This is a genomic window from Enterobacter sp. Res13-Sevr-PEC09-46, assembly GCF_015672585.1.
In the GTDB taxonomy this organism is placed as follows: Bacteria; Pseudomonadota; Gammaproteobacteria; order Enterobacterales; family Enterobacteriaceae; genus Enterobacter; species Enterobacter hormaechei_C.
The window spans coordinates 54174-78105 of the sequence record NZ_JADABR010000010.1 but is presented as its reverse complement, the minus strand read 5'-3'; the positions used below and the strand labels follow the sequence as shown (position 1 = coordinate 78105).

16 protein-coding genes are annotated in these 23932 nt (G+C 56.7%); 6 read left to right on the top strand and 10 right to left on the bottom strand.

Features of this window, described 5'->3' with window-relative positions; genetic code table 11:
* Positions 1-44: 44 nt before the first annotated feature.
* The gene (malT, locus tag IMQ56_RS05845; RefSeq protein WP_015571449.1) at positions 45-2750 is read right to left on the bottom strand and encodes an HTH-type transcriptional regulator MalT; all 2706 of its coding nucleotides are present in this window, start codon (positions 2748-2750) and stop codon (positions 45-47) included.
* Positions 2751-3322: 572 nt separating this feature from the next.
* Between malT and malP the strand changes: the two genes are divergently transcribed.
* Together malP and malQ are read left to right on the top strand one after the other, a co-directional pair.
* Positions 3323-5716, top strand: coding sequence for a maltodextrin phosphorylase (gene malP, locus IMQ56_RS05840; RefSeq protein WP_015571448.1), 2394 nt, complete (start codon positions 3323-3325; stop codon positions 5714-5716).
* A 9-nt stretch (positions 5717-5725) separates the two neighbouring features.
* Positions 5726-7804, top strand: a complete 2079-nt coding sequence (malQ, locus tag IMQ56_RS05835) for a 4-alpha-glucanotransferase (protein ID WP_196063588.1) — start codon at positions 5726-5728, stop codon at positions 7802-7804.
* Positions 7805-7915: 111 nt separating this feature from the next.
* Here the strand turns inward: malQ and gntT are convergent, their stop codons facing one another.
* The 3 genes from gntT to gntX all read right to left on the bottom strand — a co-directional run bounded on the left by gntT (position 7916) and on the right by gntX (position 10855).
* Positions 7916-9232 (bottom strand): gluconate transporter, encoded by a 1317-nt coding sequence (gene gntT, locus IMQ56_RS05830; RefSeq protein WP_017384145.1) that lies wholly within the window; start codon positions 9230-9232, stop codon positions 7916-7918.
* Positions 9233-9537: 305 nt separating this feature from the next.
* Positions 9538-10113, bottom strand: a complete 576-nt coding sequence (nfuA, locus tag IMQ56_RS05825; RefSeq protein ID WP_003861601.1) for a Fe-S biogenesis protein NfuA — start codon at positions 10111-10113, stop codon at positions 9538-9540.
* 61 nt (positions 10114-10174) lie between these two features.
* Positions 10175-10855 (bottom strand): DNA utilization protein GntX, encoded by a 681-nt coding sequence (gene gntX / locus IMQ56_RS05820; RefSeq protein ID WP_017384146.1) that lies wholly within the window; start codon positions 10853-10855, stop codon positions 10175-10177.
* Between the two features lie 36 nt (positions 10856-10891).
* Here gntX and bioH point away from each other — a divergent pair, with 36 nt between their 5' ends.
* Positions 10892-11674: a pimeloyl-ACP methyl ester esterase BioH gene (gene bioH, locus IMQ56_RS05815; protein WP_017693858.1), complete on the top strand. Its 783-nt coding sequence runs from the start codon at positions 10892-10894 to the stop codon at positions 11672-11674.
* On the opposite strand, the gene feoC is transcribed toward bioH, so the two are convergent.
* From feoC to greB, 5 genes are all read right to left on the bottom strand, one after another.
* Positions 11649-11885, bottom strand: a complete 237-nt coding sequence (gene feoC / locus IMQ56_RS05810; RefSeq protein WP_039269603.1) for a [Fe-S]-dependent transcriptional repressor FeoC — start codon at positions 11883-11885, stop codon at positions 11649-11651. The genes bioH and feoC overlap by 26 nt on opposite strands.
* 11 nt (positions 11886-11896) lie before the next feature.
* Positions 11897-14215, bottom strand: coding sequence for a Fe(2+) transporter permease subunit FeoB (gene feoB / locus IMQ56_RS05805; protein WP_015571442.1), 2319 nt, complete (start codon positions 14213-14215; stop codon positions 11897-11899).
* Positions 14216-14245: 30 nt separating this feature from the next.
* A complete protein-coding gene (gene feoA / locus IMQ56_RS05800; protein WP_015571441.1) occupies positions 14246-14473 on the bottom strand; it encodes a ferrous iron transporter A in 228 nt (75 codons plus the stop codon).
* A gap of 319 nt (positions 14474-14792) precedes the next feature.
* The gene (locus tag IMQ56_RS05795; RefSeq protein WP_015571440.1) at positions 14793-17123 is read right to left on the bottom strand and encodes a Tex family protein; all 2331 of its coding nucleotides are present in this window, start codon (positions 17121-17123) and stop codon (positions 14793-14795) included.
* Between the two features lie 87 nt (positions 17124-17210).
* Positions 17211-17684, bottom strand: coding sequence for a transcription elongation factor GreB (greB, locus tag IMQ56_RS05790; RefSeq protein WP_017384149.1), 474 nt, complete (start codon positions 17682-17684; stop codon positions 17211-17213).
* 228 nt (positions 17685-17912) lie between these two features.
* Here greB and ompR point away from each other — a divergent pair, with 228 nt between their 5' ends.
* Both ompR and envZ read left to right on the top strand, forming a co-directional pair.
* A complete protein-coding gene (ompR, locus tag IMQ56_RS05785; RefSeq protein ID WP_001157751.1) occupies positions 17913-18632 on the top strand; it encodes a two-component system response regulator OmpR in 720 nt (239 codons plus the stop codon).
* Positions 18629-19975, top strand: a complete 1347-nt coding sequence (gene envZ, locus IMQ56_RS05780) for a two-component system sensor histidine kinase EnvZ (protein ID WP_003861615.1) — start codon at positions 18629-18631, stop codon at positions 19973-19975. Before ompR ends, envZ begins: the two co-directional genes overlap by 4 nt.
* A 94-nt stretch (positions 19976-20069) precedes the next feature.
* Here envZ and pckA read toward each other — a convergent pair whose 3' ends face one another.
* Positions 20070-21686: a phosphoenolpyruvate carboxykinase (ATP) gene (gene pckA / locus IMQ56_RS05775; RefSeq protein WP_015571439.1), complete on the bottom strand. Its 1617-nt coding sequence runs from the start codon at positions 21684-21686 to the stop codon at positions 20070-20072.
* 376 nt (positions 21687-22062) lie between these two features.
* Here pckA and IMQ56_RS05770 point away from each other — a divergent pair, with 376 nt between their 5' ends.
* A complete protein-coding gene (locus IMQ56_RS05770) occupies positions 22063-23820 on the top strand; it encodes a DUF4153 domain-containing protein (protein WP_196063587.1) in 1758 nt (585 codons plus the stop codon).
* Positions 23821-23932: the final 112 nt, after the last annotated feature.

Here is a 23932-nt window from a genome sequence, read left to right as displayed (position 1 = left end):
CCTGTGGGAGAGGGCCGGGGTGAGGGCATCAGACCGCAGAGGATCTACACTCCATATCCCATCATCTTCAACAGCTGCTGCGCATGCTGCACCGCATCCTGTCGGTGCGCTACGCCCAGCTTCTGATACAGATTGCGAATGTGCGTTTTGATGGTGGTCGCCGCCACCGCCAGCTCACCGGCAATCTGCTCGTTGCTGTAGCCGGAATAGATCAGCCCCAGCACCTGCCATTCACGCTGGGTGAGCGGGCTGGTGCGGATAAGCTCCGGCACTTCCGGATGGTTCAGCAGACGTTCAACAAAGTTCTCATCGAAGTGCGCAAACTTGTGGCGGTGGTGCTGGTTAATCTCGCGCAGAATGCGCTGGGCGCGATGCTGATCGAGTTCTGGCAGCGTGTTGAGCTGAATCAGCTGGCGCAGCTGCTGGGCCATCACTTCACCCTCAATCACAAAGTGGCTGATAAACCCGGTGCGGTTCGCCAGCTGTAACGCTTCCAGCAGTACGCGCTGGGCATCGTTTTTACGGCCCGCCTGCCAGTAAAGCTGGTTTAACAGCAGCAGGTTGCGGTTTAAATCGCTCATCAGGCGCAGGCTGCGGGCGTTTTCGTTTAACTCTTCCAGCACAATCTCGGCAGGCTCAAAGTCACCCAGCAGGATCTGCACGCGAGCGATGTTGCGCCACTGGCTTTGCAGGAAGTGGTTATTGGCGAATTCCGGTTTAGGCGTATGACGCAGCCAGTTGGCGGCGGACTTTTTATCGCCGGTCATCTGCCAGTAAATCACCCGGACCTTATCGGCGTTGGATACCCAGTCGCTATGGTACTGCCCGTTGCCGAGCAGGTTTTCCAGGCGGTTAAGATGGTTGCGGGCATTATCCAGGTCGCCGCGCGCCAGCGAGCACTGCACCAGCAGAGCCAGACACTGGAGCTGCTGCTGCGGCTGGAAGCTTGAAAGAACATTCAGACCCTGGCGGGCACAGCTTTCTGCTTCATCCAGACGCGACCATGCCCACAGCAGCTGAGCGCGAATACGCAACAGGAACTCGTGCATCGGCAGCTGTTCCAGATGTTGTTCACGGATCAGCTGGAACGCTTTCTCCTGATTTTCCCAGGCGGCTTGCAGGAATCCCTGAGCAAATAAAATCTCGCTTTGCTGGATCAGGCTCCAGAGGGCGTAATGCCAGACATCGTGGCGGCGCGCCATCTGTTCGGTTTGCTGCATGAGTGAAAGCGAACGCGTGAGATCGCCCTTACAGTGCAGCACTTCGCCGTGTACCGAGGTGGCCACAATACGGCTGTAAAAATTCGCCAGCGGCAGCTCATCCAGCGCGACCATCGCCAGCCGTTCGGCTTCCTCAGGGTCACCGTCGTTAATCGCCACCTGCGCACGCAGGGCGTTAAATTCGCCATGCAGGGTGGTATCCATCTCGCTTTCCATCTCCTGCTCGGCGCGCGCCAGCAGGGTGTTCACTTCGCTGTAGCGATGCTGGCTCTGCATCAGCCAGGCCTGGAGCAGCACCAGACGCGGATTTTCCAGCAGGCTTTCCCACGGCAGCGCTTTTAACGACTCTTCCAGCAGCGTCAGTTCACTGTGGTTGAACAGTCCCCACGCGTGGTTGAGCAGAATATCGCGCAGCATACCGGCATCCCCGGCGGCCAGCGCATGGTGGATAGCCTCGCTCGGGAAACCTTGCGCCATCCAGCTTTCGGCGGCGGCGCGGTGAATGTCAGGCAGCTCTGCGGCCAGTTCCCACTGGCAACGCTGGCGCAGGAAGCTGCCAAACAGCGGATGGTAGCTAAACCATTCGCCGGGATCGTCCATGCGCGTCAGGAACAGACCCTGACGTTCAATCTCTTCGAGCTGAAGCTGCCCGTTTTCAATGCCGGTGACGCGTACAATCAGCGCATCGTTCATGGAACGCAGCAGGGAGCTTTTCAGCAGGAAATGGCGGGTGGAGAGGTCAACGCTGTCGAGTACCTCATCCACCAGATAATCCGACAGGTGGCTGGCGTTGATGCCCGCCAGGCGGCGCGCGGACTGATGCGTCGGGCTGTTGTTTTGCCGCGCGGAGAGGGCAATCAGCTGAAGCGCCGTGGCCCAGCCGGCAACGTCATCGCACAGGCGGCTGCTTTCCGACGCCTCAATCGGAGACGTCAGGCGGCAGTCAAAGAACTGCTTCGCTTCCTGATGGGTAAAGGCCAGCTGCTGACTGCCGATTTCCAGCAGCTGATCGCGCACGCGCAGGTTGGCAATGCCCAACTGCGGAAGGTTACGCGACAGGACAACCAGCGTCAGGTTTTCCGGCTGATGGCGCAGGAAGAAACGCATGGACTCGTGAATAACCGGGTTGGTGATCAGATGATAATCATCAATCACCACATACAGCGGGCGATGCCATTCGGCCAGCTCGATAAACAGCTGGGAGAAAAGAGAGGACAGGCTGGCGTACTGGCGCTTTTGCACCATCACCTCGCTGGTGACGCAGTGTCCGTTGGTTGCCTGCTGAATCGCGGCAATTAAATAGCTGGCAAAACGCTCCTGCTGGTTATCCCCTTCATCCAGGGAGTACCAGCCAAGATCGCTTTTACCTGCCGCCCATTGCGAAATGAGCGTTGTTTTTCCATAACCCGCAGGACTCGTAACCAGCGCCAGTCGGAAATTATGCGCACCGGAAAGTTTAGCCAGCAGGCGCTCGCGGACCACAGTATGGTCAAGACGAACCGGGCGACTTAATTTGGACGGAATCAACATAGTTTTCACTTCACTGTGGGGAACGAGAGAATTTATTTTTTTTGCGCTTCGTAATTAATATCTATAAGTTCGGCCAATAGAGGAACTATTGCAAGTTATGTCTGGGTTTGGAGGCTCTGAATTTGCACTCTGTCACAAAACATTCTCATCACTGATGGAACTTTCCGTAAATGGCTGGATGCCGCGCTGCTTCTGGCTTGTGTGCATAAGTCGCGGTTGCGCTGAAACTGGTTTCAGAAAGAGATAATGACGCTGAAGTTAATTAACTTCGGGGAAAGTTGCATCGGCTTAATAGGGGTGCTGAATAATCGCGACGCGCGGAAATATTATTCTACGTAAGTAATCATTTCAGCGATGATTAATTTCCTCCGAAACTGCATTTCATTTCTTTGACGCTCTTCCGGGATCGCTTTTTCAGCGAAGCGCACACTCACACAGTGGCCTCGATCACACTTTTATGCTCATCCCCGCTACTCCTCCCTGTCTAATCCCCGACAGGAGGAGGAAGAGGCGCAATGAGCCAGGCACACTAGCGTTAAATGTTTTTACTCTCTACAGGATGCCGATTCCCTATGTCACAGCCTACTTTCAACAAAGCTCAATTTCAGGCTGCCCTGACACGTCAGTGGCAGCGTTTTGGCCTTCATGCTGCAAACGAAATGACGCCTCACCAGTGGTGGCAGGCGGTGAGCGGGGCGCTCGCAGAGCAGCTGGACGCTCAGCCTGTGACGAAGCCCGTGAAAGGCCAGCGTCACGTCAACTACATTTCAATGGAGTTCCTGATTGGCCGTCTGACGGGTAACAATCTGCTGAACCTTGGCTGGTATCAGGAGGTCGGTGACGTGCTGAAAGAACACGACATCAACCTGACCGATCTGCTGGAAGAAGAGATTGATCCGGCGCTGGGTAACGGCGGTCTGGGACGTCTGGCAGCCTGTTTCCTGGATTCCATGGCAACCGTGGGCCAGTCGGCGATTGGCTATGGCCTGAACTATCAGTACGGCCTGTTCCGTCAGTCATTTGCCGACGGCCATCAGATGGAAGCGCCAGACGACTGGCACCGCAATACCTATCCGTGGTTCCGCCACAACGCGCAGCTGGATGTGCAGGTCGGGATTGGCGGGAAAGTCACGAAGCAGGGACTCTGGGAACCGGCGTTCACCATTACCGGTGAAGCCTGGGACCTGCCGGTACTCGGCTACCGTAACGGCGTGGCGCAGCCGCTGCGCCTGTGGCAGGCGAAGCACGCGCATCCGTTTAACCTGACCAAATTCAACGACGGTGATTTCCTGCGCGCCGAGCAGCAGGGGATCGACGCCGAGAAGCTGACCAAAGTCCTCTACCCGAACGATAATCATCTGGCGGGTAAAAAGCTGCGTCTGATGCAGCAGTACTTCCAGTGCGCCTGCTCCGTGGCGGATATTCTGCGTCGCCACCACCTGGCGGGCCGCAAGCTGGCTCAGCTGCCGGACTTCGAAGTTATTCAGCTTAACGACACGCATCCGACCATTGCGATCCCGGAGCTGCTGCGCGTGCTGATCGACGAGCATCAGCTGAGCTGGGACGACGCCTGGGCCATTACCAGCCGCACCTTCGCCTACACCAACCACACCCTGATGCCGGAAGCGCTCGAGTGCTGGGATGAGAAGCTGGTGAAAACGCTGCTGCCGCGCCATATGCAGATCATCAACAAGATTAACGACCAGTTCAAAACGCTGGTGGAGAAAACCTGGCCGGGCGATAAGGCCGTCTGGGCGAAGCTGGCCGTTGTGCACGACAAGCAGGTGCGCATGGCGAACATGTGCGTGGTCAGCGGCTTTGCGGTGAACGGCGTGGCCGCGCTGCACTCGGATCTGGTGGTGAAAGATCTCTTCCCGGAATACCACCAGCTGTGGCCGACCAAATTCCATAACGTGACCAACGGCATCACGCCGCGTCGCTGGATTAAGCAGTGCAACCCGCTGCTGGCCGGCCTGCTGGACAAGACCCTGAAGAAAGAGTGGGCCAACGACCTGGACCAGCTCATCAACCTGGAAAAACAGGCCGACAACGCGAAGTTCCGCGAGCAGTACCGCGCCATTAAGCTGGAGAACAAGGTTCGTCTGGCCGAGTTTGTGAAAATGCGCACCGGAATTGAGATCAACCCGAATGCGATTTTCGATATCCAGATCAAACGACTGCACGAGTACAAACGTCAGCACCTGAACCTGCTGCACATTCTGGCGCTGTACAAAGAGATCCGCGAGAACCCGCAGGCCGACCGCGTCCCGCGCGTGTTCCTGTTCGGTGCGAAAGCGGCGCCGGGCTACTACCTGGCGAAAAACATTATCCTTGCCATTAATAAAGTGGCGGCGGCGATCAACAGCGATCCGAAAGTGGGCGACAAGCTGAAGGTGGTGTTCCTGCCGGACTACTGCGTTTCTGCGGCTGAAATGCTGATCCCGGCGGCGGATATTTCCGAGCAGATCTCTACCGCCGGTAAAGAAGCGTCCGGTACCGGCAACATGAAGCTGGCCCTGAACGGCGCGCTGACCGTCGGCACGCTGGACGGTGCGAACGTCGAAATCGCCGAGAAGGTCGGCGAAGAGAACATCTTTATCTTCGGCCATACTGTTGAAGAAGTGAAAGCCATCAAAGCCAAAGGGTACGACCCGGTGAAATGGCGTAAAAAAGATAAAGTGCTGGATGCGGTGCTCAAAGAGCTGGAAAGCGGGAAGTACAGTGACGGCGACAAGCACGCGTTTGACCAGATGCTGCACAGCATGGACAAACAGGGCGGCGACCCGTACCTGGTGATGGCTGACTTCTCTGCTTACGTTGAAGCGCAGAAGCAGGTCGACGTGCTGTATCGCGACCAGGATGCCTGGACCCGCGCGTGTATCCTGAACACCGCGCGCTGCGGTATGTTCAGCTCTGACCGCTCAATCCGTGATTATCAGGCTCGTATCTGGCAGGCAAAACGCTAAGGAAGCGCGATGGAGAGTAAACGTCTGGACAGTGCCGCGCAGGCGGCGGGAATTAGCCTCAGTTACATCAATGCGCACGGCAAACCGCAGTCTATTGGTGCGGACACCAAAAGACGTTTGCTGGATGCCATGCACAAAACCGACGCGAAAGCGTCGGGTGCGCCGGTGCCGAACGTCAAGGTCTTTACCGCAGGCAAAAAGATGCCGCTGGCGGTGGAAGGGCGCGGCGAGTTCAGTTGGCTGCTCACCACCGAAGAGGGGCATCAGCACAAAGGCCATGCCACCGGCGGCAAAACCCTTAACCTTCCGGCGAAGCTGCCGGAGGGCTACCACACGCTTACGCTCACCCGGGACGACCAGCGTTTTCACTGTCGGGTGATTGTGGCGCCAAAGCGCTGCTATGAGCCGCAGGCGCTGCGTGAAGGCAAAAAGCTGTGGGGCGCCTGCGTGCAGCTCTATACCCTGCGTTCGGACAGCAACTGGGGCATTGGTGATTTTGGCGACCTGAAAAAGATGCTGGCATCTGTTGGTGAGCGCGGCGGCGCGTTCATCGGCCTCAACCCGATCCACGCCCTCTATCCGGCGAATCCGGAAAGCGCCAGCCCGTACAGCCCGTCTTCCCGTCGCTGGCTGAACGTGATTTACATCGACGTTAACGCGTTAGACGATTTCAAAAACAGCAAAGAGGCGCAGGCGTGGTGGAAGCTTGAGACCACGCAACAGCTGCTGAAACAGGCCCGCGATGCGGACTGGGTTGATTACGCCTCCGTTACCGCGCTGAAAATGGCGGCTCTGCGTCTGGCCTGGAAGGGCTTTGCGAAGCGTGACGACGAGCAGATGGCAGCCTTCCGCCAGTTTGTGATGCAGGAAGGCGAGAGCCTTTACTGGCAGGCAGCGTTTGATGCGCTGCATGTGTATCAGGTTCAGGAGGACGAGATGCGCTGGGGCTGGCCGGTGTGGCCGGAAGCCTATCAGTCCGTTGATACCCCGGAAGTGAAGGCATTCTGTGAGACGCATGCCGACGAGGTGGATTTCTATCTCTGGTTGCAGTGGCTGGCGTACAGCCAGTTTGCCGCCTGCTGGCAGGTGAGCCAGGGCTATAACATGCCGATCGGGCTGTATCGCGATCTGGCTGTCGGCGTGGCGGAAGGCGGGGCGGAAACCTGGTGTGACCGTGAACTTTATTGCCTGAAAGCTTCTGTGGGTGCGCCGCCGGATATTCTTGGCCCGCTTGGTCAGAACTGGGGCTTACCGCCGATGGATCCGCACGTGATGGCGGCGCGTGCCTACGAGCCGTTTATCGACCTGCTGCGCGCTAACATGCAGAACTGCGGCGCGTTGCGTATCGACCACGTGATGTCCGTGCTGCGCCTGTGGTGGATCCCGTACGGTGAAACGGCTGACCACGGGGCGTACGTGCAGTATCCGGTGGACGATCTGCTCTCAATCCTCGCGCTGGAGAGTAAACGTCATCAGTGCATGGTGATTGGCGAAGATCTCGGTACCGTGCCGGTGGAAATTGTCAGCAAGCTTCGCGACAGCGGGGTTTACTCCTACAAAGTGCTCTATTTTGAAAACGACCATGAGAAAACCTTCCGCGCGCCGAAAGCGTACCCTGAACAGTCAATGGCAGTCGCGACGACGCATGATCTTCCTACGCTCAGAGGCTACTGGGAAAGCGGCGACCTGACGCTCGGCAAAACGCTGGGTCTCTACCCGGATGAAGAGGTTCTGCGTGGGCTGTATCAGGATCGCGAGCTGGCGAAGCAGGGGCTGCTGGATGCGCTGCATAAGCATGGCTGTCTGCCGAAGCGCGCCGGGCATAAGGCGTCGCTGATGTCGATGACGCCAACGCTTAACCGTGGCTTACAGCGCTATATTGCCGACAGCAACAGCGCGTTGCTCGGTCTGCAACCGGAAGACTGGATTGATATGGCGGAGCCGGTAAACATCCCCGGCACCAGCTATCAGTACAAAAACTGGCGCCGCAAGCTGTCCACAACGCTTGAAGCGATGTTCGCCGATGACGGGGTGAACAGGTTGATTAAGGATTTGGATAAACGGCGAAAAGCAGCCGCGAAGAAATGATAAAAAACCCGCCAGTGGCGGGTTTTTTATTGCCCGGTGGCGCTAACGCTTACCGGGCCTACGTGCATTAAGTAGGTCGGGTAAGGCATAGCCGCCACCCGACTTAATACATCAAACCACCATATTCAACAGCAGCACCCCGACCAGACCGCACACCGAAATAATGGTTTCCAGCGCGGACCAGGACTTGATGGTTTCACCGATGGTCAGGTTGAAGTACTCCTTGAACAGCCAGAAGCCCGGATCGTTCACGTGGGAGAAAATCACGCTACCGGAACCGACCGCAATAACCATCAGCTCAGGGCTTACGCCCGTGGTCGCAATCAGCGGGGCAACGATACCGCCCGCGGTAATTGCCGCAACTGTCGCAGAGCCCAGCGCGATACGCAGCACCGCGGCAATAGACCAGGCCATCAGAAGAGGCGATACGTTGGTTTCATGCATCATGGCCGCGATGTATTTATCCACGCCGCTGTCGACCAGCACCTGCTTGAACGCGCCGCCACCGCCGATGATCAGCAGCATCATGGCAATGATTTTGATGGAAGAAGTCAGCGTGTCGTTGATCTGATCCATGGAACGGCCACGGTTAAGACCGAAGGTGAACATGGCGATCAGGACCGCAATCAGCGTCGCCATCACCGGGTCGCCCAGGAACTCCGCAACGGACAGGAACGCGTGACCTTTCGGCAGAACCATCTCTGCTATGGCACGCATCGCCATCAGGATCACCGGTACCAGTGAGGTCCAGACGCTGACGCCAAAGCCTGGCATCTCTTCTTCAGTAAAGGTTTTGGCGCTGTACAGCCCTTCCGGGATAGGCTTATCAATGCCTTTCAGGAAGCGCGCATACACCGGGCCTGCCAGAATCACCGTCGGGATCGCCAGAATCGTACCGAACAGCAGGGTTTTACCCATATCGGCATGGAAGATGGTGGCGATAGCCGTTGGGCCCGGGTGCGGCGGCAGGAAACCGTGGGTGACGGACAGCGCCGCAGCCATCGGCACACCCACGAACAGCAGCGGGATGTTGGCGGCAGCGGCGATGGTGAACACCAGCGGCAGCATCAGCACGAAGCCCACTTCATAGAACAGCGCGAAACCGACGGTAAAACCGGTTAACACCACCGCCCATTGAATGTTCTTCTTACCAAATTTGTCGATCAGCGTTGTGGCAATACGCTGTGCGCCACCGCAGTCCGCGAGCATTTTACCGAGCATGGCGCCGAAGCCCATGATCAGCGCCAGGCTGCCGAGCGTACCGCCGACACCGGCTTTAATGGAGCTGATAACTTTAACCAGCGGCATTCCCTGCATCAGACCGACTGCAAGTGCCACCAGAACCAGAGCGATAAATCCGTTCATTTTGAAGCGGATCATCAAGAGCAGTAATAACACAACACCGATAGCGACGATGACTAATGGCATGATTGACCTGGCCTTTGAATTGTTATGGGTAACGTCATTGTTTCAACGACAAATTCCGGTTGTCCCAACTGGGAACAGAGTGTTAACGGCACTCATACTGATGCCTGCGAAAACGTTAAGTTTAGTCGGCTGTTATAAGGGTGTTGAGTGCCCACGAGAATGATACGGGTAACATGATGTGATTGAGAATCACCCAGGCAGGTAAAATTTAAATTATGAGACGCAGGTCAACATACAGAGGGGGAGGCAAGAAAAAGTAGGCCCGGTAAGCGCAGCGCCACCGGGCAATACAGACGGGTACTGAATCAGTAGTAAGAGTGCTCGCCGCGCTGGTGCTCGGTCAGATCGCGCACGCCTTTCAGTTCCGGGAATTCGTTCAGCAGCTGCTTCTCGATCCCTTCTTTCAGGGTTACATCAACCATGGAGCAGCCGTTACAGCCGCCGCCGAATTGCAGGATCGCCAGACCATCTTCGGTGATTTCCATCAGGGAAACACGTCCCCCGTGGCCGGCCAGCTGCGGGTTGATCTGCGATTGCAGCAGATATTCCACACGCTCCATCAGCGGGGCATCGTCAGAGACTTTACGCATCTTCGCGTTTGGCGCCTTCAGCGTCAGCTGAGAACCCAGCTGGTCAGTGACGAAATCAATCTCCGCATCTTCAAGATACGGCGCGCTCAGCTCATCAACGTACGCGGTGAGCTGTTCAAATTTAAGGGCAGTGTCAGTTGCTTCCACAGCATCCGGAGGACAATAAGAGACACCACATTCTGCATTCGGAGTGCCTGGATTGATCACAAACACGCGGATCTGCGTCCCTTCTTCCTGATTTGCCAGCAGTTTGGCAAAGTGCGCTTGTGCAGAATCGGAAATACGGATCATAGCTTTGGCCTAATAGTTGACTAAATTACCTGGGTATAATCATACGCCCATTGAAGAAGGGCTACAAGGTACGGCACAGACACCATACCTGAACTGACGCGGCGCCGCTTTGCAAAAGCAGTCGGGAAAGTTCAGCCACGGTACTGCCCGTGGTGACGACATCATCCACAATCGCGATATGGAGGCCGTTGACCGGCAATTCAAGGCGAAAGGCGTTTTTCAGGTTCCTTTTGCGCGACCGGGCGTTGAGCCGGTGCTGAACGGCAGTGGCATGAGTACGTTTCAGCGCAGAGGCTGGGTACCGGCAACCCAGCCAGTGGGCGAGCGGACGGCACAGCAGGTCGCTCTGATTGTATCCCCGCCGCCAGTGCCGACGCTGAAACAGTGGCACGTTCACAAGCGTGTCGACCGGCGGCAGCCCGCGCGTTCTTCGCGCCTGTAATACCGCCAGTAACAACAGGCGTGCCAGGGGCTGCGCCAGTGCAGTCTGGCTGGAAAACTTAAACTGATGAACCAGACGACTCAGCGGCAAAACGTAATCATCCACCGCCACCAGCGCGCTCCACGGCGGCGCTTTTTTCAGGCAACGGCCGCAGGGGAGCGTCTGGCTTACGGCAGGCAAGCCGCATTGCGGACAGCCCTTCAGGTAACCCAGCGCTCGCGTGCAAACGGAACAGACGCCCCACGCGCTCATCGCAAGTGGCATTCGGCATAGCCAGCACAAGCCGGGCACTGTTAGCATACGCAACCTCCATGTGAAAAAAGAGAACGTTAACTGATGAAGACGCTGTGGTGGCAGACCGTTGGGACGGGAAATTGTCATCTTGTGCTGCTGCACGGATGGGGACTGAACGCCGAAGTGTGGCGTTGCATAAGTGAGGAACTGGCCTCGCAATTCACGGTACACCTGGTGGATCTACCGGGCTATGGCCGCAGCCACGGCTACGGCGCGATGACGCTCGACGACATGGCGGAGCAGGTTCTGGAAGCGGCGCCGCAAAAAGCCGTCTGGCTCGGCTGGAGCCTGGGGGGGCTGGTGGCAAGCCAGATTGCGCTGCGCCATCCTGAGCGGGTCCAGGCGCTGATCACCGTTGCCTCATCACCCTGTTTCAGCGCCCGCGAGGCGTGGCCGGGCATCAAACCTGAGGTGCTGGCCGGGTTCCAGCATCAGCTGAGCGAAGACTTCCAGCGGACGGTGGAGCGTTTCCTGGCATTACAGACGATGGGAACAGAAACCGCCCGTCAGGATGCGCGGACGCTGAAGCAGACGGTGCTTTCTCTGCCGATGCCGGAGGTTGAGGTGCTGAACGGAGGGCTGGAAATCCTGAAAACGGTCGATCTGCGCGAGCCGCTGGCGTCGTTAACGGTGCCGCATCTGCGTATTTATGGCTATCTGGATGGACTGGTTCCGCGCAAGGTGGTTCCGCTGCTGGATGCGCTGTGGCCGGAGAGTAAATCAATGGTGGTTGCCAAAGCGGCACATGCGCCGTTCATCTCTCATCCTGCTGAGTTTTGTTCGGCGCTGTCCGGTTTTATCAGCGAAGCGTCCACCACTCCCTGAGACAGGCTTTACCTTCAGGACAACTCTTACAACTGCCGGACAGACAACCGTCCGGCTCTTCCTGGATGCGCACGGCTTTCCCCATCGCCTCCAGCCTTTCCAGCATGGCATCGATCATCGGCTGCGGCGTATGCAGGCTGAGGCTAAGCTGCTTCGCCTCCATTCGTCCCTGTAACGCCAGTAAGTCACGAATCTGAATCAACGATGCCATCTTTCTTCCCCTCAGTGACAGTCGCCCGCAGGGCTGCTACAGCAGGTCGTCGGGGTTTTGCGCGTTGCCAGCAGGTTAACGTCAACGCGGCTACGCGCCCGGCGCAGCAGGCCAATCACCATTACGTTAAACAGGATCACCGCGAGGATACAGACCAGGCTGTAGCGCGGATGCTGGCTGTAATTGACGGCCTGATAAAACACGGTCGCCAGCGAGTAGGCAATGTTCAGCCCCCACAGGATGGAGAAGCCCATCCAGCCGCGGCTGGACTCACGGGCAATGGCGCCCATGACCGAGATGCACGGAATATAGAGCAGGACGAAGATCAGGTAGCTGTAGGCCGCCGACGCGCTGCCAAATTTCTGGCCCATCACGCCCATTGCTCCGGTCGCCATTTCGCCGTCGCCTTTGCTGGCTTCAATCGGGTTCGCCAGTACGCTCAGGCTGAAGGTGTCTTTCAGGCTCTGCCAGGTCTCTTCCACCGCGCCAAGCAGTTCATCGCCGAGGTTGAACGCTGCCGGATTAAACTCCTCTTCCTGGATGTTTTCCGCGGTGTAAAGCGTGTTCAGGGTGCCGACAACCACCTCTTTTGCCATCGCGCCGGTGAACAGGCCCACGGTTGCCTGCCAGTTGTCTTCCTGAACGCCAATCGGTTTGAAGACCGGCGTAATGATCCGGCTGACGGAGGCCAGGGCAGAGTCATTAATGTTGTCCGCGGCCTGGCCGCTCAGAGTGAAGCTGTTCAGGGCGCTCAGGAAAATGCTGACCACCACAATCACCTTACCGGCGCGCAGAACGAAGCCCTTCAGGCGCTGCCATGTCTGAATAATCAGGCTTTTCAGATGCGGAACGTGATAAACCGGCAGTTCCATCACGAACGGCGACGCTTCGCCACGCATGATGGTGTGCTTCAGCATCAGGCCGGTGAGAATAGCCATCACGATACCCAGCACATACAGGGAGAAGACGGCCAGCGCTCCTTCCTGACCAAAGAACGCCGCGGCAAAGACCGCGAAGATCGCCAGCCGCGCGCCGCAGGACATGAACGGCGCCATCATGATGGTCATCAGGCGTTCGCGCGGGGCGTCCAGCGTACGCGCGCCCATGACTGACGGCACGTTACAGCCAAAGCCGACAATCAGCGGCACGAAGGATTTGCCCGGCAGCCCCAGCGCCTGCATCAGGCGGTCCATCACGAAGGCGGCGCGCGCCATGTAACCGGAATCCTCAAGGAAGGAGAGGAACAGGTACATCATGCCGATCTGCGGCACCAGCGGCAGGACGGTGTTGATCCCGCCGCCGATCCCCTGCGCAAGGAAGATGGTCAACCATTCCGGGAAGTGGAGGGTGTAGCCCAGCCACTGAATACCGTGCACGAAGATAGCGACAGAGCCGCCATCAAAGATAGGTTGTAATGCACCGCCGATGTTAATGGCGAGCAGGAACATCACATACATCACCAGTAAAAAGATCGGCAAACCGAGGAAGCGGTTGAGCACAATTTTATCCACGGCGGCGGTGAAGCGGCTGGGTTCAGCGGTTAATGCATTGCTGACCACGTCACAGATAGCGGCAATGGCCTGATAGCGCGCATCCGCAATGTGCAGGGCCGGGTCATCCAGCTCGTCGCTCAGGCGAGCCTGTGCGACGTCCAGCTTATCCGCCGCATCGCCTGCGTAGGCGCGGCTGTAGATATCGCCTTCCAGCATTTGCAGGCCAAGCCACAGACGTTGTCTGGCGGGCATGCTGTTGTCCATCTCCTGCGCCAGCTGCCCGGCTTCGCGCAGCAGCGGCTGGGCATAGTGCACCAGTTCGACGTCGGCATTGCCCGTGTGGCGGTCAATCGCCAGCTTCAGGGCGTCAATGCCGCGCGCGCGGGTAGAAACCAGCGGAACCACCGGGCAGCCCAGACGGGCGGAGAGGGCATCGACGTCGATGCGCAGCTTTTGCTTCTCCGCGATGTCGAGCATGTTAAGCGCCACGATGCAGGGAATACCCAGCTCCAGCAGCTGTAACGTGAGATACAGATTTCGTTCGAGGTTAGAGGCATCCACCACGTTGATAAGCAGATCCGCGTCGCCGCTCAGAATATAGTGGCAGGCAATTTGCTCATCGAGAGAGGTCTGGGATGAAATCGTGGTGAGGGAATAGGTCCCCGGTAAATCAACCAGCGTGACCTGATTATCTGTCGTGGTGAACTGGCCTTCTTTGCGTTCCACCGTCACGCCTGCCCAATTTCCCACACGCTGGCGTGCGCCAGTTAACTGATTAAATAAGGTTGTCTTGCCGGAATTAGGATTGCCAATTAAGCCAATAGTTAATTTTTTCATTGTAGTAGACTCACTGAAACCGCTGGCTTGTTAACGGGATAAAGATTCAATTTCAATTAATGCGAGATCTTTTTTACGCAGAACCAGATTAACGCGTCGGGTTTCGATATGAACTGGATCGCCCAACGGCGCAACGCGCACAACCTGGAATGATGAGCCGGGTAGCATGCCCAGTGACAGGAGCTTCTGCCGATAGGCCGGGCTTATCTCACGGGTAAAACCGATAATTTTCCACGCACTGTCTGGAGTGAATTGCATAGCGCCTGATTCCACGATAGGTTAAATAATCTACACTGCGATGATAATGAGAATAGTTTTTATCAGCAATAATAAAAATGTGACGGGATGTTGTTAATCGTATTAATTTGCGGTCTGCTTGACCTTGCTCAATATTTTCGAAATTGAGGTGAAAATAAAAAGAGGGCTATTTGTTAATGAGGTGATAATTCGTGGTTTAAATATGGATACAACATATTTATTTTAATTCCCTGCGGCCTGCTTGCCGGGCGGCACTGCGTTTGCCCGGCCTACAAAACCGTAGGCCCGGTAAGCGTCGCGCCACCGGGCATTTACAGCATTAGCGTTTCTTACCCATCGCCGCTGCCAGCGCATCCATCATCGCGCTGTTGCCCGCCGGCTGTGCGTCACGTCCGCGTGGCTTCGCGGCTTTCGCTGCCGGACGCTGCTGTTCACGGCCACCGCCATTACCGCCACGGCGCGCGTTAGTGTCGCCCGGCTGCTCGTCCAGACGCATGGTCAGGGCAATACGCTTGCGCTGGAGATCCACTTCGAGCACTTTCACCTTCACGATGTCGCCCGCTTTGACCACGGTGTGCGGATCTTCAACGAACTTGTCGGCGAGGGAAGAGATATGCACCAGACCATCCTGATGCACGCCGATATCCACAAACGCGCCAAAGTTGGTGACGTTGGTTACCGCCCCCTCCAGCACCATGCCCGGCAGCAGGTCGTTCATGGTTTCTACGCCCTCAGCAAAGGTCGCGGTTTTAAACTCAGGACGCGGATCGCGGCCCGGTTTTTCCAGCTCTTTGATGATGTCGGTGACCGTCGGCACGCCGAACTGTTCGTCGGTGAAATCCACCGCTTTCAGGTTACGCAGCGCGCTGCTGTCGCCCATCAGGTCTTTCAGCGCCTGCCGGGTGGCGGCCAGGATACGCTCGACAACCGGATAGGCTTCCGGGTGAACGGTAGAGGCATCCAGCGGGTTATCGCCGTGGTTGATGCGCAGGAAGCCCGCGCACTGCTCAAATGCTTTCGGCCCCAGACGGCTCACCTTCAGCAGCTGCTGGCGGTTCTGGAACTGACCGTTCTCATCACGCCAGGCGACGATATTCTGCGCCATCATACGGGTCAGGCCCGCCACGCGGGTCAGCAGGGGAACGGAAGCGGTGTTCAGGTCCACGCCGACGGCGTTAACACAGTCTTCCACTACCGCATCCAGCTTACGCGCCAGCTGCGTCTGGCTCACGTCGTGCTGATACTGGCCCACGCCGATGGATTTCGGGTCAATCTTCACCAGCTCCGCCAGCGGATCCTGCAAACGACGGGCGATAGAGACCGCGCCGCGCAGGGAAACGTCCAGATCCGGGAACTCCTGCGCTGCCAGTTCCGAGGCGGAATAGACAGATGCCCCCGCTTCACTGACGATCACTTTCTGCGCCGTCACTTTCGGGAACTGCTTCTGCACGTCGAGATAGAAACGTTCAGTTTCTCGGGACGCCGTACCGTTACCGATGGCAACCAGCTCAACGTTGTACTTCTCGCACAGCGCGGCGACGACGACAGCCGCTTTCGCTGCCTGACCGGTGTGCGGGTAAATGGTGTCGGTGGCAACCAGCTTGCCGGTGCCGTCAACCACGGCCACCTTCACGCCGGTACGCAGACCCGGATCGAGACCCATGGTGGCGCGCAGGCCAGCTGGCGCCGCCATCAGCAGGTCGTGCAGGTTACGGGCGAAGACGTTGATCGCTTCGTCTTCGGCGCGCTCGCGCACGGTGCCCATCAGCTCGGTTTCGAGGTGCATCAGCACCTTGATGCGCCAGGTCCAGCTCACCACGCCTTTGCGCCAGCTGTCCGCCGGGGCGTTGTTCAGGCGCAGGCCCAGATGGTCGATAATGATCTGCTCGCAGTGGCTCTCTTTTGGCGGCTCGTCAAACTGTGGATCGGCATTCAGGGAGAGTTGCAGCACGCCTTCGTTACGGCCGCGGAACATCGCCAGCGCGCGGTGAGACGGCGCGGTAGAAATGGGTTCGTGGTGATCGAAGTAGTCGCGGAATTTCGCGCCTTCTTCCTCTTTGCCGGACACCACGGTGGAGACGATATGCGCGTTCTTCCACAGGTAATCACGCACTTTGGCCAGCAGCGCCGCGTCTTCGGCGAAGCGCTCCATCAGAATGTAGCGAGCGCCGTCTAGCGCGGCTTTGGTGTCTGCTACGCCTTTATCGGCGTCGATAAATTTGGCGGCTTCGGTTTCCGGATCGTGGGACGGTTCGTTCCACAGCAGATCGGCCAGTGGCTCAAGGCCGGCTTCGATCGCAATCTGCCCGCGCGTGCGGCGCTTCGGTTTGTACGGCAGATAGAGGTCTTCGAGCTCGGTTTTACTCAGGGTACCGTTAATGGCTTTTTCCAGGTCACTGGTCAGCTTGCCCTGCTCGCCGATAGATTTGAGGATCGCCTGACGTCGGTCTTCCAGCTCGCGCAGATAGCCCAGACGGGTCTCCAGGTTTCGCAGCTGCGTGTCATCCAGACCGCCGGTGACTTCCTTACGATAACGTGCAATAAACGGCACGGTGTTCCCTTCATCAAGCAGGCGAACGGCAGCTTCTACCTGTTCGGCTCTGGCCTGGAGTTCACCCGCAATAATGCGGCAGAGCGACTCTTTCATCATGGTCAGTTCATCTTGTGGATCGAAAATCAGGGGGATAGTTATACGGGCTGACACCAAAAAATGCCAGCCGGGGAGGGCGCTCTCGGACTATTTAACATACTCGATTTCGTTGACGTACCAGCTTGCTTCACCCGCAGGCGTCTGGACAACGGCTAAATCGCCTACCTCTTTTTTCAGCAGGGCGCGGGCCATGGGTGAGTCGATAGAAATGTAATCCTTACGACCGAAAATTTCATCGTAGCCGACGATACGAAAACGCAGGGTGTCGCCGCTGTCGTTTTCAATTTCGACCCACGCGCCGAAGAAGACTTTACCTTCCTGCTGCGGGGAATAATCGACAATTTTGAGATTCTCGAGGCACTTCGTCAGGTAGCGTACCCGGCGATCGATTTCGCGCAGCCGCTTTTTATTGTACTGGTAGTCCGCATTCTCGCTGCGGTCGCCCAGGCTTGCTGCCCAGGTGACTTTTTTGGTCACTTCCGGACGCTCTTCGCGCCACAGGTAATCCATCTCTTTTTTGAGTTTCTCGTACCCTTCACGGGTGATCAGAGGCGTTTTCATGGTGCAGCCTTTAATGCCGGTTAACTGTCTTTGCGCACAATACGTAGCGCACAGTGTAACAGACAAGATTAATAATGATTTATGTGATGAAATGAACAGATAAGCTGCTGTTAAATATGCTTTGTAACAATTTCGTCTAGAATTTATACCAGAATTTGCTGGTCGAACCCGTGCACTTTTTTAGAATACGCTGTTCCAGGCTTATCCGAACCTTTGGGAGTACACACAATGCAAGAGAACTACAAAATTCTGGTCGTAGATGACGACATGCGCCTGCGTGCGCTGCTGGAACGTTATCTGACCGAGCAGGGCTTCCAGGTTCGTAGCGTCGCGAACGCGGAACAGATGGATCGTCTGCTGACGCGTGAATCTTTCCACCTGATGGTGTTGGACCTGATGCTGCCTGGCGAAGACGGGCTCTCTATTTGCCGCCGTCTGCGCAGCCAGAGCAACCCGATGCCGATCATCATGGTGACGGCGAAGGGTGAAGAAGTTGACCGCATTGTCGGCCTTGAGATTGGCGCTGATGACTACATTCCAAAGCCGTTTAACCCGCGTGAACTGCTGGCGCGTATTCGCGCCGTGCTGCGTCGTCAGGCGAACGAGCTGCCGGGCGCGCCGTCTCAGGAAGAGGCCGTCATTGCATTCGGTAAGTTCAAGCTGAACCTCGGCACCCGTGAAATGTTCCGTGAAGATGAGCCAATGCCGCTCACCAGCGGCGAGTTCGCGGTGCTGAAAGCGCTGGTCAGTCACCCGCGTGAGCCGCTCTCCCGTGACAAGCTGATGAACCTGGCGCGTGGTCGTGAATACTCCGCGATGGAGCGTTCTATCGACGTGCAGATCTCTCGTCTGCGCCGCATGGTGGAAGAAGATCCGGCGCATCCTCGTTATATTCAGACCGTGTGGGGTCTAGGCTACGTGTTTGTTCCGGACGGCTCTAAAGCATGAGGCGAATGCGCTTCTCGCCGCGAAGTTCGTTTGCCCGCACGCTGTTATTGATCGTCACCCTGCTGTTTGTCAGTCTGGTGACGACCTACCTGGTGGTGCTGAACTTTGCAATCCTGCCGAGCCTTCAGCAGTTTAATAAGGTGCTGGCATACGAAGTGCGTATGCTGATGACCGACAAACTGCAACTGGAGGACGGCACGCAGTTGGTTGTTCCCCCGGCTTTCCGTCGGGAAATCTACCGTGAGCTGGGCATTTCTCTCTACTCGAACGAAGCGGCGGAAGATGCCGGCCTGCGCTGGGCGCAGCACTATGAATTCCTCAGCCAGCAGATGGCGCAGCAGCTTGGCGGCCCGACGGAAGTGCGCGTTGAGGTCAATAAAAGCTCGCCGGTTGTCTGGCTGAAAACCTGGCTGTCACCCAACATCTGGGTGCGCGTTCCGCTCACCGAGATTCATCAGGGCGACTTCTCGCCGCTGTTCCGATACACCCTGGCGATCATGCTGCTGGCCATCGGTGGCGCATGGCTGTTTATTCGTATCCAGAACCGACCGCTGGTCGACCTGGAGCATGCGGCATTGCAGGTCGGTAAAGGTATTATCCCACCGCCGCTGCGTGAGTATGGCGCATCGGAAGTGCGCTCGGTAACGCGTGCGTTTAACCACATGGCGGCAGGCGTTAAACAGCTGGCGGACGACCGTACGCTGCTGATGGCGGGGGTCAGCCATGACCTTCGCACCCCGCTGACGCGTATCCGGCTGGCAACAGAGATGATGGGCGAGCAGGATGGTTATCTTGCAGAGTCCATCAACAAGGATATCGAAGAGTGTAACGCCATCATCGAGCAGTTTATCGACTACCTGCGCACCGGGCAGGAGATGCCGATGGAGATGGCGGATCTGAACGCAGTTCTGGGCGAAGTGGTTGCTGCCGAAAGCGGCTACGAACGTGAAATTGCGACCGACCTTCAGGCAGGCGAGATTCAGGTACGTATGCACCCGCTCTCCATTAAACGCGCGGTGGCGAATATGGTGGTCAACGCGGCGCGCTACGGCAACGGCTGGATCAAAGTCAGCAGCGGTACGGAACTCAACCGCGCCTGGTTCCAGGTAGAAGACGATGGCCCGGGCATTAAGCCTGAGCAGCGTAAGCACCTGTTCCAGCCATTTGTGCGTGGCGACAGCGCGCGCAGCACCAGCGGAACCGGCTTAGGCCTGGCGATTGTGCAGCGTATTGTTGATAACCATAACGGACTGCTGGAAATTGGCACCAGCGAGCGGGGCGGTTTGAGCATTCGTGCGTGGTTACCGGTGCCGGTTTTACGGGGGCAGGTGAAAGAGAGTTAAAAAAGGGGGGGGGCCTGATGCCCTCACCCCGGCCCTCTCCCACGGGGAGAGGGAGAAAACATTAAAAAAGGCAACTTTCGTTGCCTTTTTGCTTTTACCTTGGTCCCGCACTCACCAGCGCAGCACCGGCCGGGGTGTCGGTATACTTCTCGAAGTTTTCGATAAACAGTTTCGCCAGCGATTCAGCCTTCTCACGCCACTGTTCCGGTGAACCGTAGGTGTTACGCGGATCCAGGATACGCGTATCCACGCCCGGCAGCGCTGTTGGGATCGCCAGATCGAACATCGGCAGCGTAAAGGTCTCAGCGTTATCCAGCGAACCATCCAGAATCGCGTCGATGATGGCACGTGTATCTTTGATGGAGATACGTTTGCCCGTACCGTTCCAGCCGGTGTTCACCAGGTACGCCTGGGCGCCGGATGCCTGCATGCGTTTCACCAGCACTTCCGCATACTGCGTTGGGTGCAGCGACAGGAACGCCGCGCCGAAGCAAGCGGAGAAGGTTGGGGTTGGCTCGGTCACACCGCGCTCGGTACCCGCCAGTTTAGCGGTAAAGCCGGAGAGGAAATGGTACTGCGTCTGGCTGGCGGTCAGGCGGGAAACCGGTGGCAGCACGCCGAACGCATCCGCGGTCAGGAAAATCACCTTCGTGGCATGACCCGCCTTCGATACCGGCTTGACGATGTTCTCGATGTGGTAGATCGGGTAAGAGACGCGGGTGTTTTCCGTTTTCGAGGCATCGTCGAAGTCGATAGAACCATCGGCACGCACGGTGACGTTTTCCAGCAGCGCATCGCGGCGAATCGCGTGGTAGATATCCGGCTCTGCCTCTTCCGACAGGCGAATGGTCTTCGCGTAGCAGCCGCCTTCAAAGTTAAACACGCCGTCATCATCCCAGCCGTGTTCATCGTCGCCAATCAGACGACGTTTTGGATCGGTGGACAGCGTTGTTTTACCGGTGCCGGAAAGGCCGAAGAACACTGCTACATCGCCTTTTTCCCCGACGTTCGCCGAGCAGTGCATGGAGGCGATACCGCGCAGCGGCAGCAGGTAGTTCATGACTGAGAACATCCCTTTCTTCATTTCGCCGCCGTACCAGGTACCGCCGATCAGCTGGATACGCTCGGTCAGGTTGAAGGCGATAAAGTTTTCGGAGTTCAGACCCTGCTCTTTCCACTGCGGGTTGGTGCATTTCGCGCCGTTCATCACGATAAAGTCAGGGGTGAAGTCTTGCAGTTCTTCATCGGTCGGACGAATGAACATATTCTTCACGAAATGCGCCTGCCAGGCCACTTCAGTAATGAACCGTACGGAGAGACGGGTGTCGGCGTTAGCGCCGCAGAACGCATCAATAATAAACAGACGCTTGCCGGAAAGCTGATGGGTGACAAGTCCTTTCAGATGCTGCCAGGTTTCCGGGGAGAGCGGTTTGTTATCGTTCTTCCCTTTGCCCTTATCAGCCCACCACAGCGTATCGCGGGTGGTGTCGTCTCGGACGATATACTTATCTTTCGGCGAACGACCGGTAAAAATACCCGTATCGACGGCGATAGCACCAAGGTTCGTCAACACACCGCGCTCGTATCCTTCCAGTGCCGGATTGAGCTCTTCCTGATACAGCGTATCGTAATCGGGGTTGTAGACCACTTCCTGGACGTCGTGAATACCATAAGCCTTGAGATCTTGCGGGGTTAAACCATTAACACGCATATCACTGCTCCTTAGCCAATATGTACTGCCTGAAATTGTAGGGTTTTTCTGGGGATGTTAACCGCGACGGGGCTCATAGATTTACGTATCTGGTCAAAACCCTTACTAACGGAAAACGCTGCGACTCCAGTCACAGGGCGGGCAGATTATCGCAGGAATCGCTTTTTGGATGGGGAAAATGTTCTTAAAAGGTTAATCTCTGGTGAATTTATCCAGAAGAATGTGAATGTAATCGCATACATGTAAGAAAATTACGTAAGGGTTACATTGGGAAAACGATTCAGGTCTCTTGGGTCAGCTATTTTCAGAGTTTGAGGTGGGGGCCAGAGTTTTGCTTTGATGAGACAATAGATTTTTCATGAACAAGGGATGAGAAATGGAAAACCGTGAGACGTTATCCCCTTCAACGCGCGTAGCCGTCGTGCTGGCGGGGGCTTTACAGGGCGTAATTTGCTATGTAATCACGTGGTATATCGAGTACGCAAAATTGCCATCGGATACGCTGTGGCTGATGTGTGTAGTACCTGCCACCGTGGTAATGACAACCACGTTGTCGCTTGCCATGACGTCATTCAGAAAGCCATTTTTGTGGCTGTCACTCGGGATGATTGGCGCGGCAGTCGCGGGGATGGGCGGCTGGCTTAAGTGGAACGTTGCGGGGCTGGACAACTGGGATACCAGAAATGCGGTGCTCCTTTTCGGTTTTCATCTGCTCCTGATGACGCTTCTCCTGTTGCCATGGCTTCAGCGACGCCTTGAGACCGCACCGACGGACGCTTTCTACCGCGATTTCAACGATAAAAACTGGCATAACGCGCTGACATTTCTTCTTGTTTTTGTCTCGAATGGGCTGTTCTGGCTGGTGCTTTTCCTCTGGGCTGAGCTTTTTAAACTCATTGGCATCTCTTTTTTTGATCGGCTTTTCTTTAATTCTGACTGGTTTATTTCAGTGGCGATTGGTGTGGTTTCAGCCAGCGCGGCAGTACTTGCGCGTATGCAGGTTCGGCTGATTCTGGCATTGCAAAATCTCCTTACGCTTATCGCGACAGGTTTGCTTCCACTGATGGCTGCGCTGGCGCTGCTCTTTATAGGCATATTGCCCTTCGTTGGCTTAGAGGCTGTTTCAGCACGGATCTCGGCTGCGGGCTTACTGACGACGCTGGCGCTGTTGCTGTTATTGCTGGTGACTGTCGTATGGCACCCACAACGTCAAAAGCTGCCTTACTTCTCTCCCCTGCGAGGAATGATTCATCTTGCCGTGATTATCGCTCCTGCGTATCCCGTCCTGGCAGGCTGGGCGCTCTGGCTGCGCATCGCACAGTATGGCTGGTCACCGGAGCGTCTGTACGGTGTGCTGATTACGATAGTGGCGCTGGTCTGGACGGTAGGATTCTGTCTTAGCGTACTTTTTTACCGTCGGGATCCGCAAAGGCTCCAGGCTCATATCACTCCGGCTACCGGATTACTGGCGCTGATTTTCCTGGTGTTGGTCCATACACCGGTGCTTGATCCCTGGCGTATCAGCGTTGAAAGCCATATGGCGCGTTATCAGGATGGCAGAATAAACGCAGACCAGGTAAGCCTGTATATGCTCAGCAATACCGGACGAAAGGGGCGAGAGGCGATGCAAATGCTGCAAAACGATCCACAGTTTATCTCAAACCCAAAACGCCAGCGTGAAATAAATGGTCTTCTCTCCGGGAACGCTGGCGAAGCAGGTAAGATGACCGCCGCGATGCTGGAAAAACAGATCCAGCTCGCACCGGGAATGGCTCGTCCTGATAAGGCATTGTGGCAAGCCATGCTCAGCAATCAGTATCGCTTTGAGAGCTGCGATAGCGCCCAGAGTAACTGTTTACTCATGCCGCTGGATCTTAACAGTGACGGCAAGCCGGAAGCCGTGCTATTTCAATTTACCGATCGCACGATCGTGGCTTACACACAAACCAACACGGGCTGGAGGATCGCCGGGGACGCGTGGAAAATGCCGGAGGCGTTGACCAGAGAAGAACTTGACCGCGCATTAAGGCAGAGGAAAGTGAAATCTGTCGTGAAGCCCTGGGCGGATATTGAGATTTTTGGGGAGCGTGTCGATATGAGCTACGACAGTTACAATAATGCGCAGTGGCGTTAGTGCTTTTTCTTGCCGGGTGGCGCTACGCTTACCCGGCCTACAATTAGCAATCATATCAAAAAATTGCACAATTCATTGTAGGCCCGTGCAAGCATAGCGCCGCCGGGCAACA

What these genes read in the sequence shown, in the direction of transcription:
- feoC (WP_039269603.1), bottom strand. Translation starts at nt 11,885, where the DNA reads ATGGCATCGTTGATTCAGATTCGTGACTTACTGGCGTTACAGGGACGA.
- IMQ56_RS05795 (WP_015571440.1), bottom strand. Translation starts at nt 17,123, where the DNA reads ATGATGAAAGAGTCGCTCTGCCGCATTATTGCGGGTGAACTCCAGGCC.
- greB (WP_017384149.1), bottom strand. Translation starts at nt 17,684, where the DNA reads ATGAAAACGCCTCTGATCACCCGTGAAGGGTACGAGAAACTCAAAAAA.
- malP (WP_015571448.1), top strand. Translation starts at nt 3,323, where the DNA reads ATGTCACAGCCTACTTTCAACAAAGCTCAATTTCAGGCTGCCCTGACA.
- bioH (WP_017693858.1), top strand. Translation starts at nt 10,892, where the DNA reads ATGAAGACGCTGTGGTGGCAGACCGTTGGGACGGGAAATTGTCATCTT.
- nfuA (WP_003861601.1), bottom strand. Translation starts at nt 10,113, where the DNA reads ATGATCCGTATTTCCGATTCTGCACAAGCGCACTTTGCCAAACTGCTG.
- envZ (WP_003861615.1), top strand. Translation starts at nt 18,629, where the DNA reads ATGAGGCGAATGCGCTTCTCGCCGCGAAGTTCGTTTGCCCGCACGCTG.
- IMQ56_RS05770 (WP_196063587.1), top strand. Translation starts at nt 22,063, where the DNA reads ATGGAAAACCGTGAGACGTTATCCCCTTCAACGCGCGTAGCCGTCGTG.
- feoA (WP_015571441.1), bottom strand. Translation starts at nt 14,473, where the DNA reads ATGCAATTCACTCCAGACAGTGCGTGGAAAATTATCGGTTTTACCCGT.
- malT (WP_015571449.1), bottom strand. Translation starts at nt 2,750, where the DNA reads ATGTTGATTCCGTCCAAATTAAGTCGCCCGGTTCGTCTTGACCATACT.
- feoB (WP_015571442.1), bottom strand. Translation starts at nt 14,215, where the DNA reads ATGAAAAAATTAACTATTGGCTTAATTGGCAATCCTAATTCCGGCAAG.
- malQ (WP_196063588.1), top strand. Translation starts at nt 5,726, where the DNA reads ATGGAGAGTAAACGTCTGGACAGTGCCGCGCAGGCGGCGGGAATTAGC.
- gntT (WP_017384145.1), bottom strand. Translation starts at nt 9,232, where the DNA reads ATGCCATTAGTCATCGTCGCTATCGGTGTTGTGTTATTACTGCTCTTG.
- pckA (WP_015571439.1), bottom strand. Translation starts at nt 21,686, where the DNA reads ATGCGTGTTAATGGTTTAACCCCGCAAGATCTCAAGGCTTATGGTATT.
- ompR (WP_001157751.1), top strand. Translation starts at nt 17,913, where the DNA reads ATGCAAGAGAACTACAAAATTCTGGTCGTAGATGACGACATGCGCCTG.
- gntX (WP_017384146.1), bottom strand. Translation starts at nt 10,855, where the DNA reads ATGCTAACAGTGCCCGGCTTGTGCTGGCTATGCCGAATGCCACTTGCG.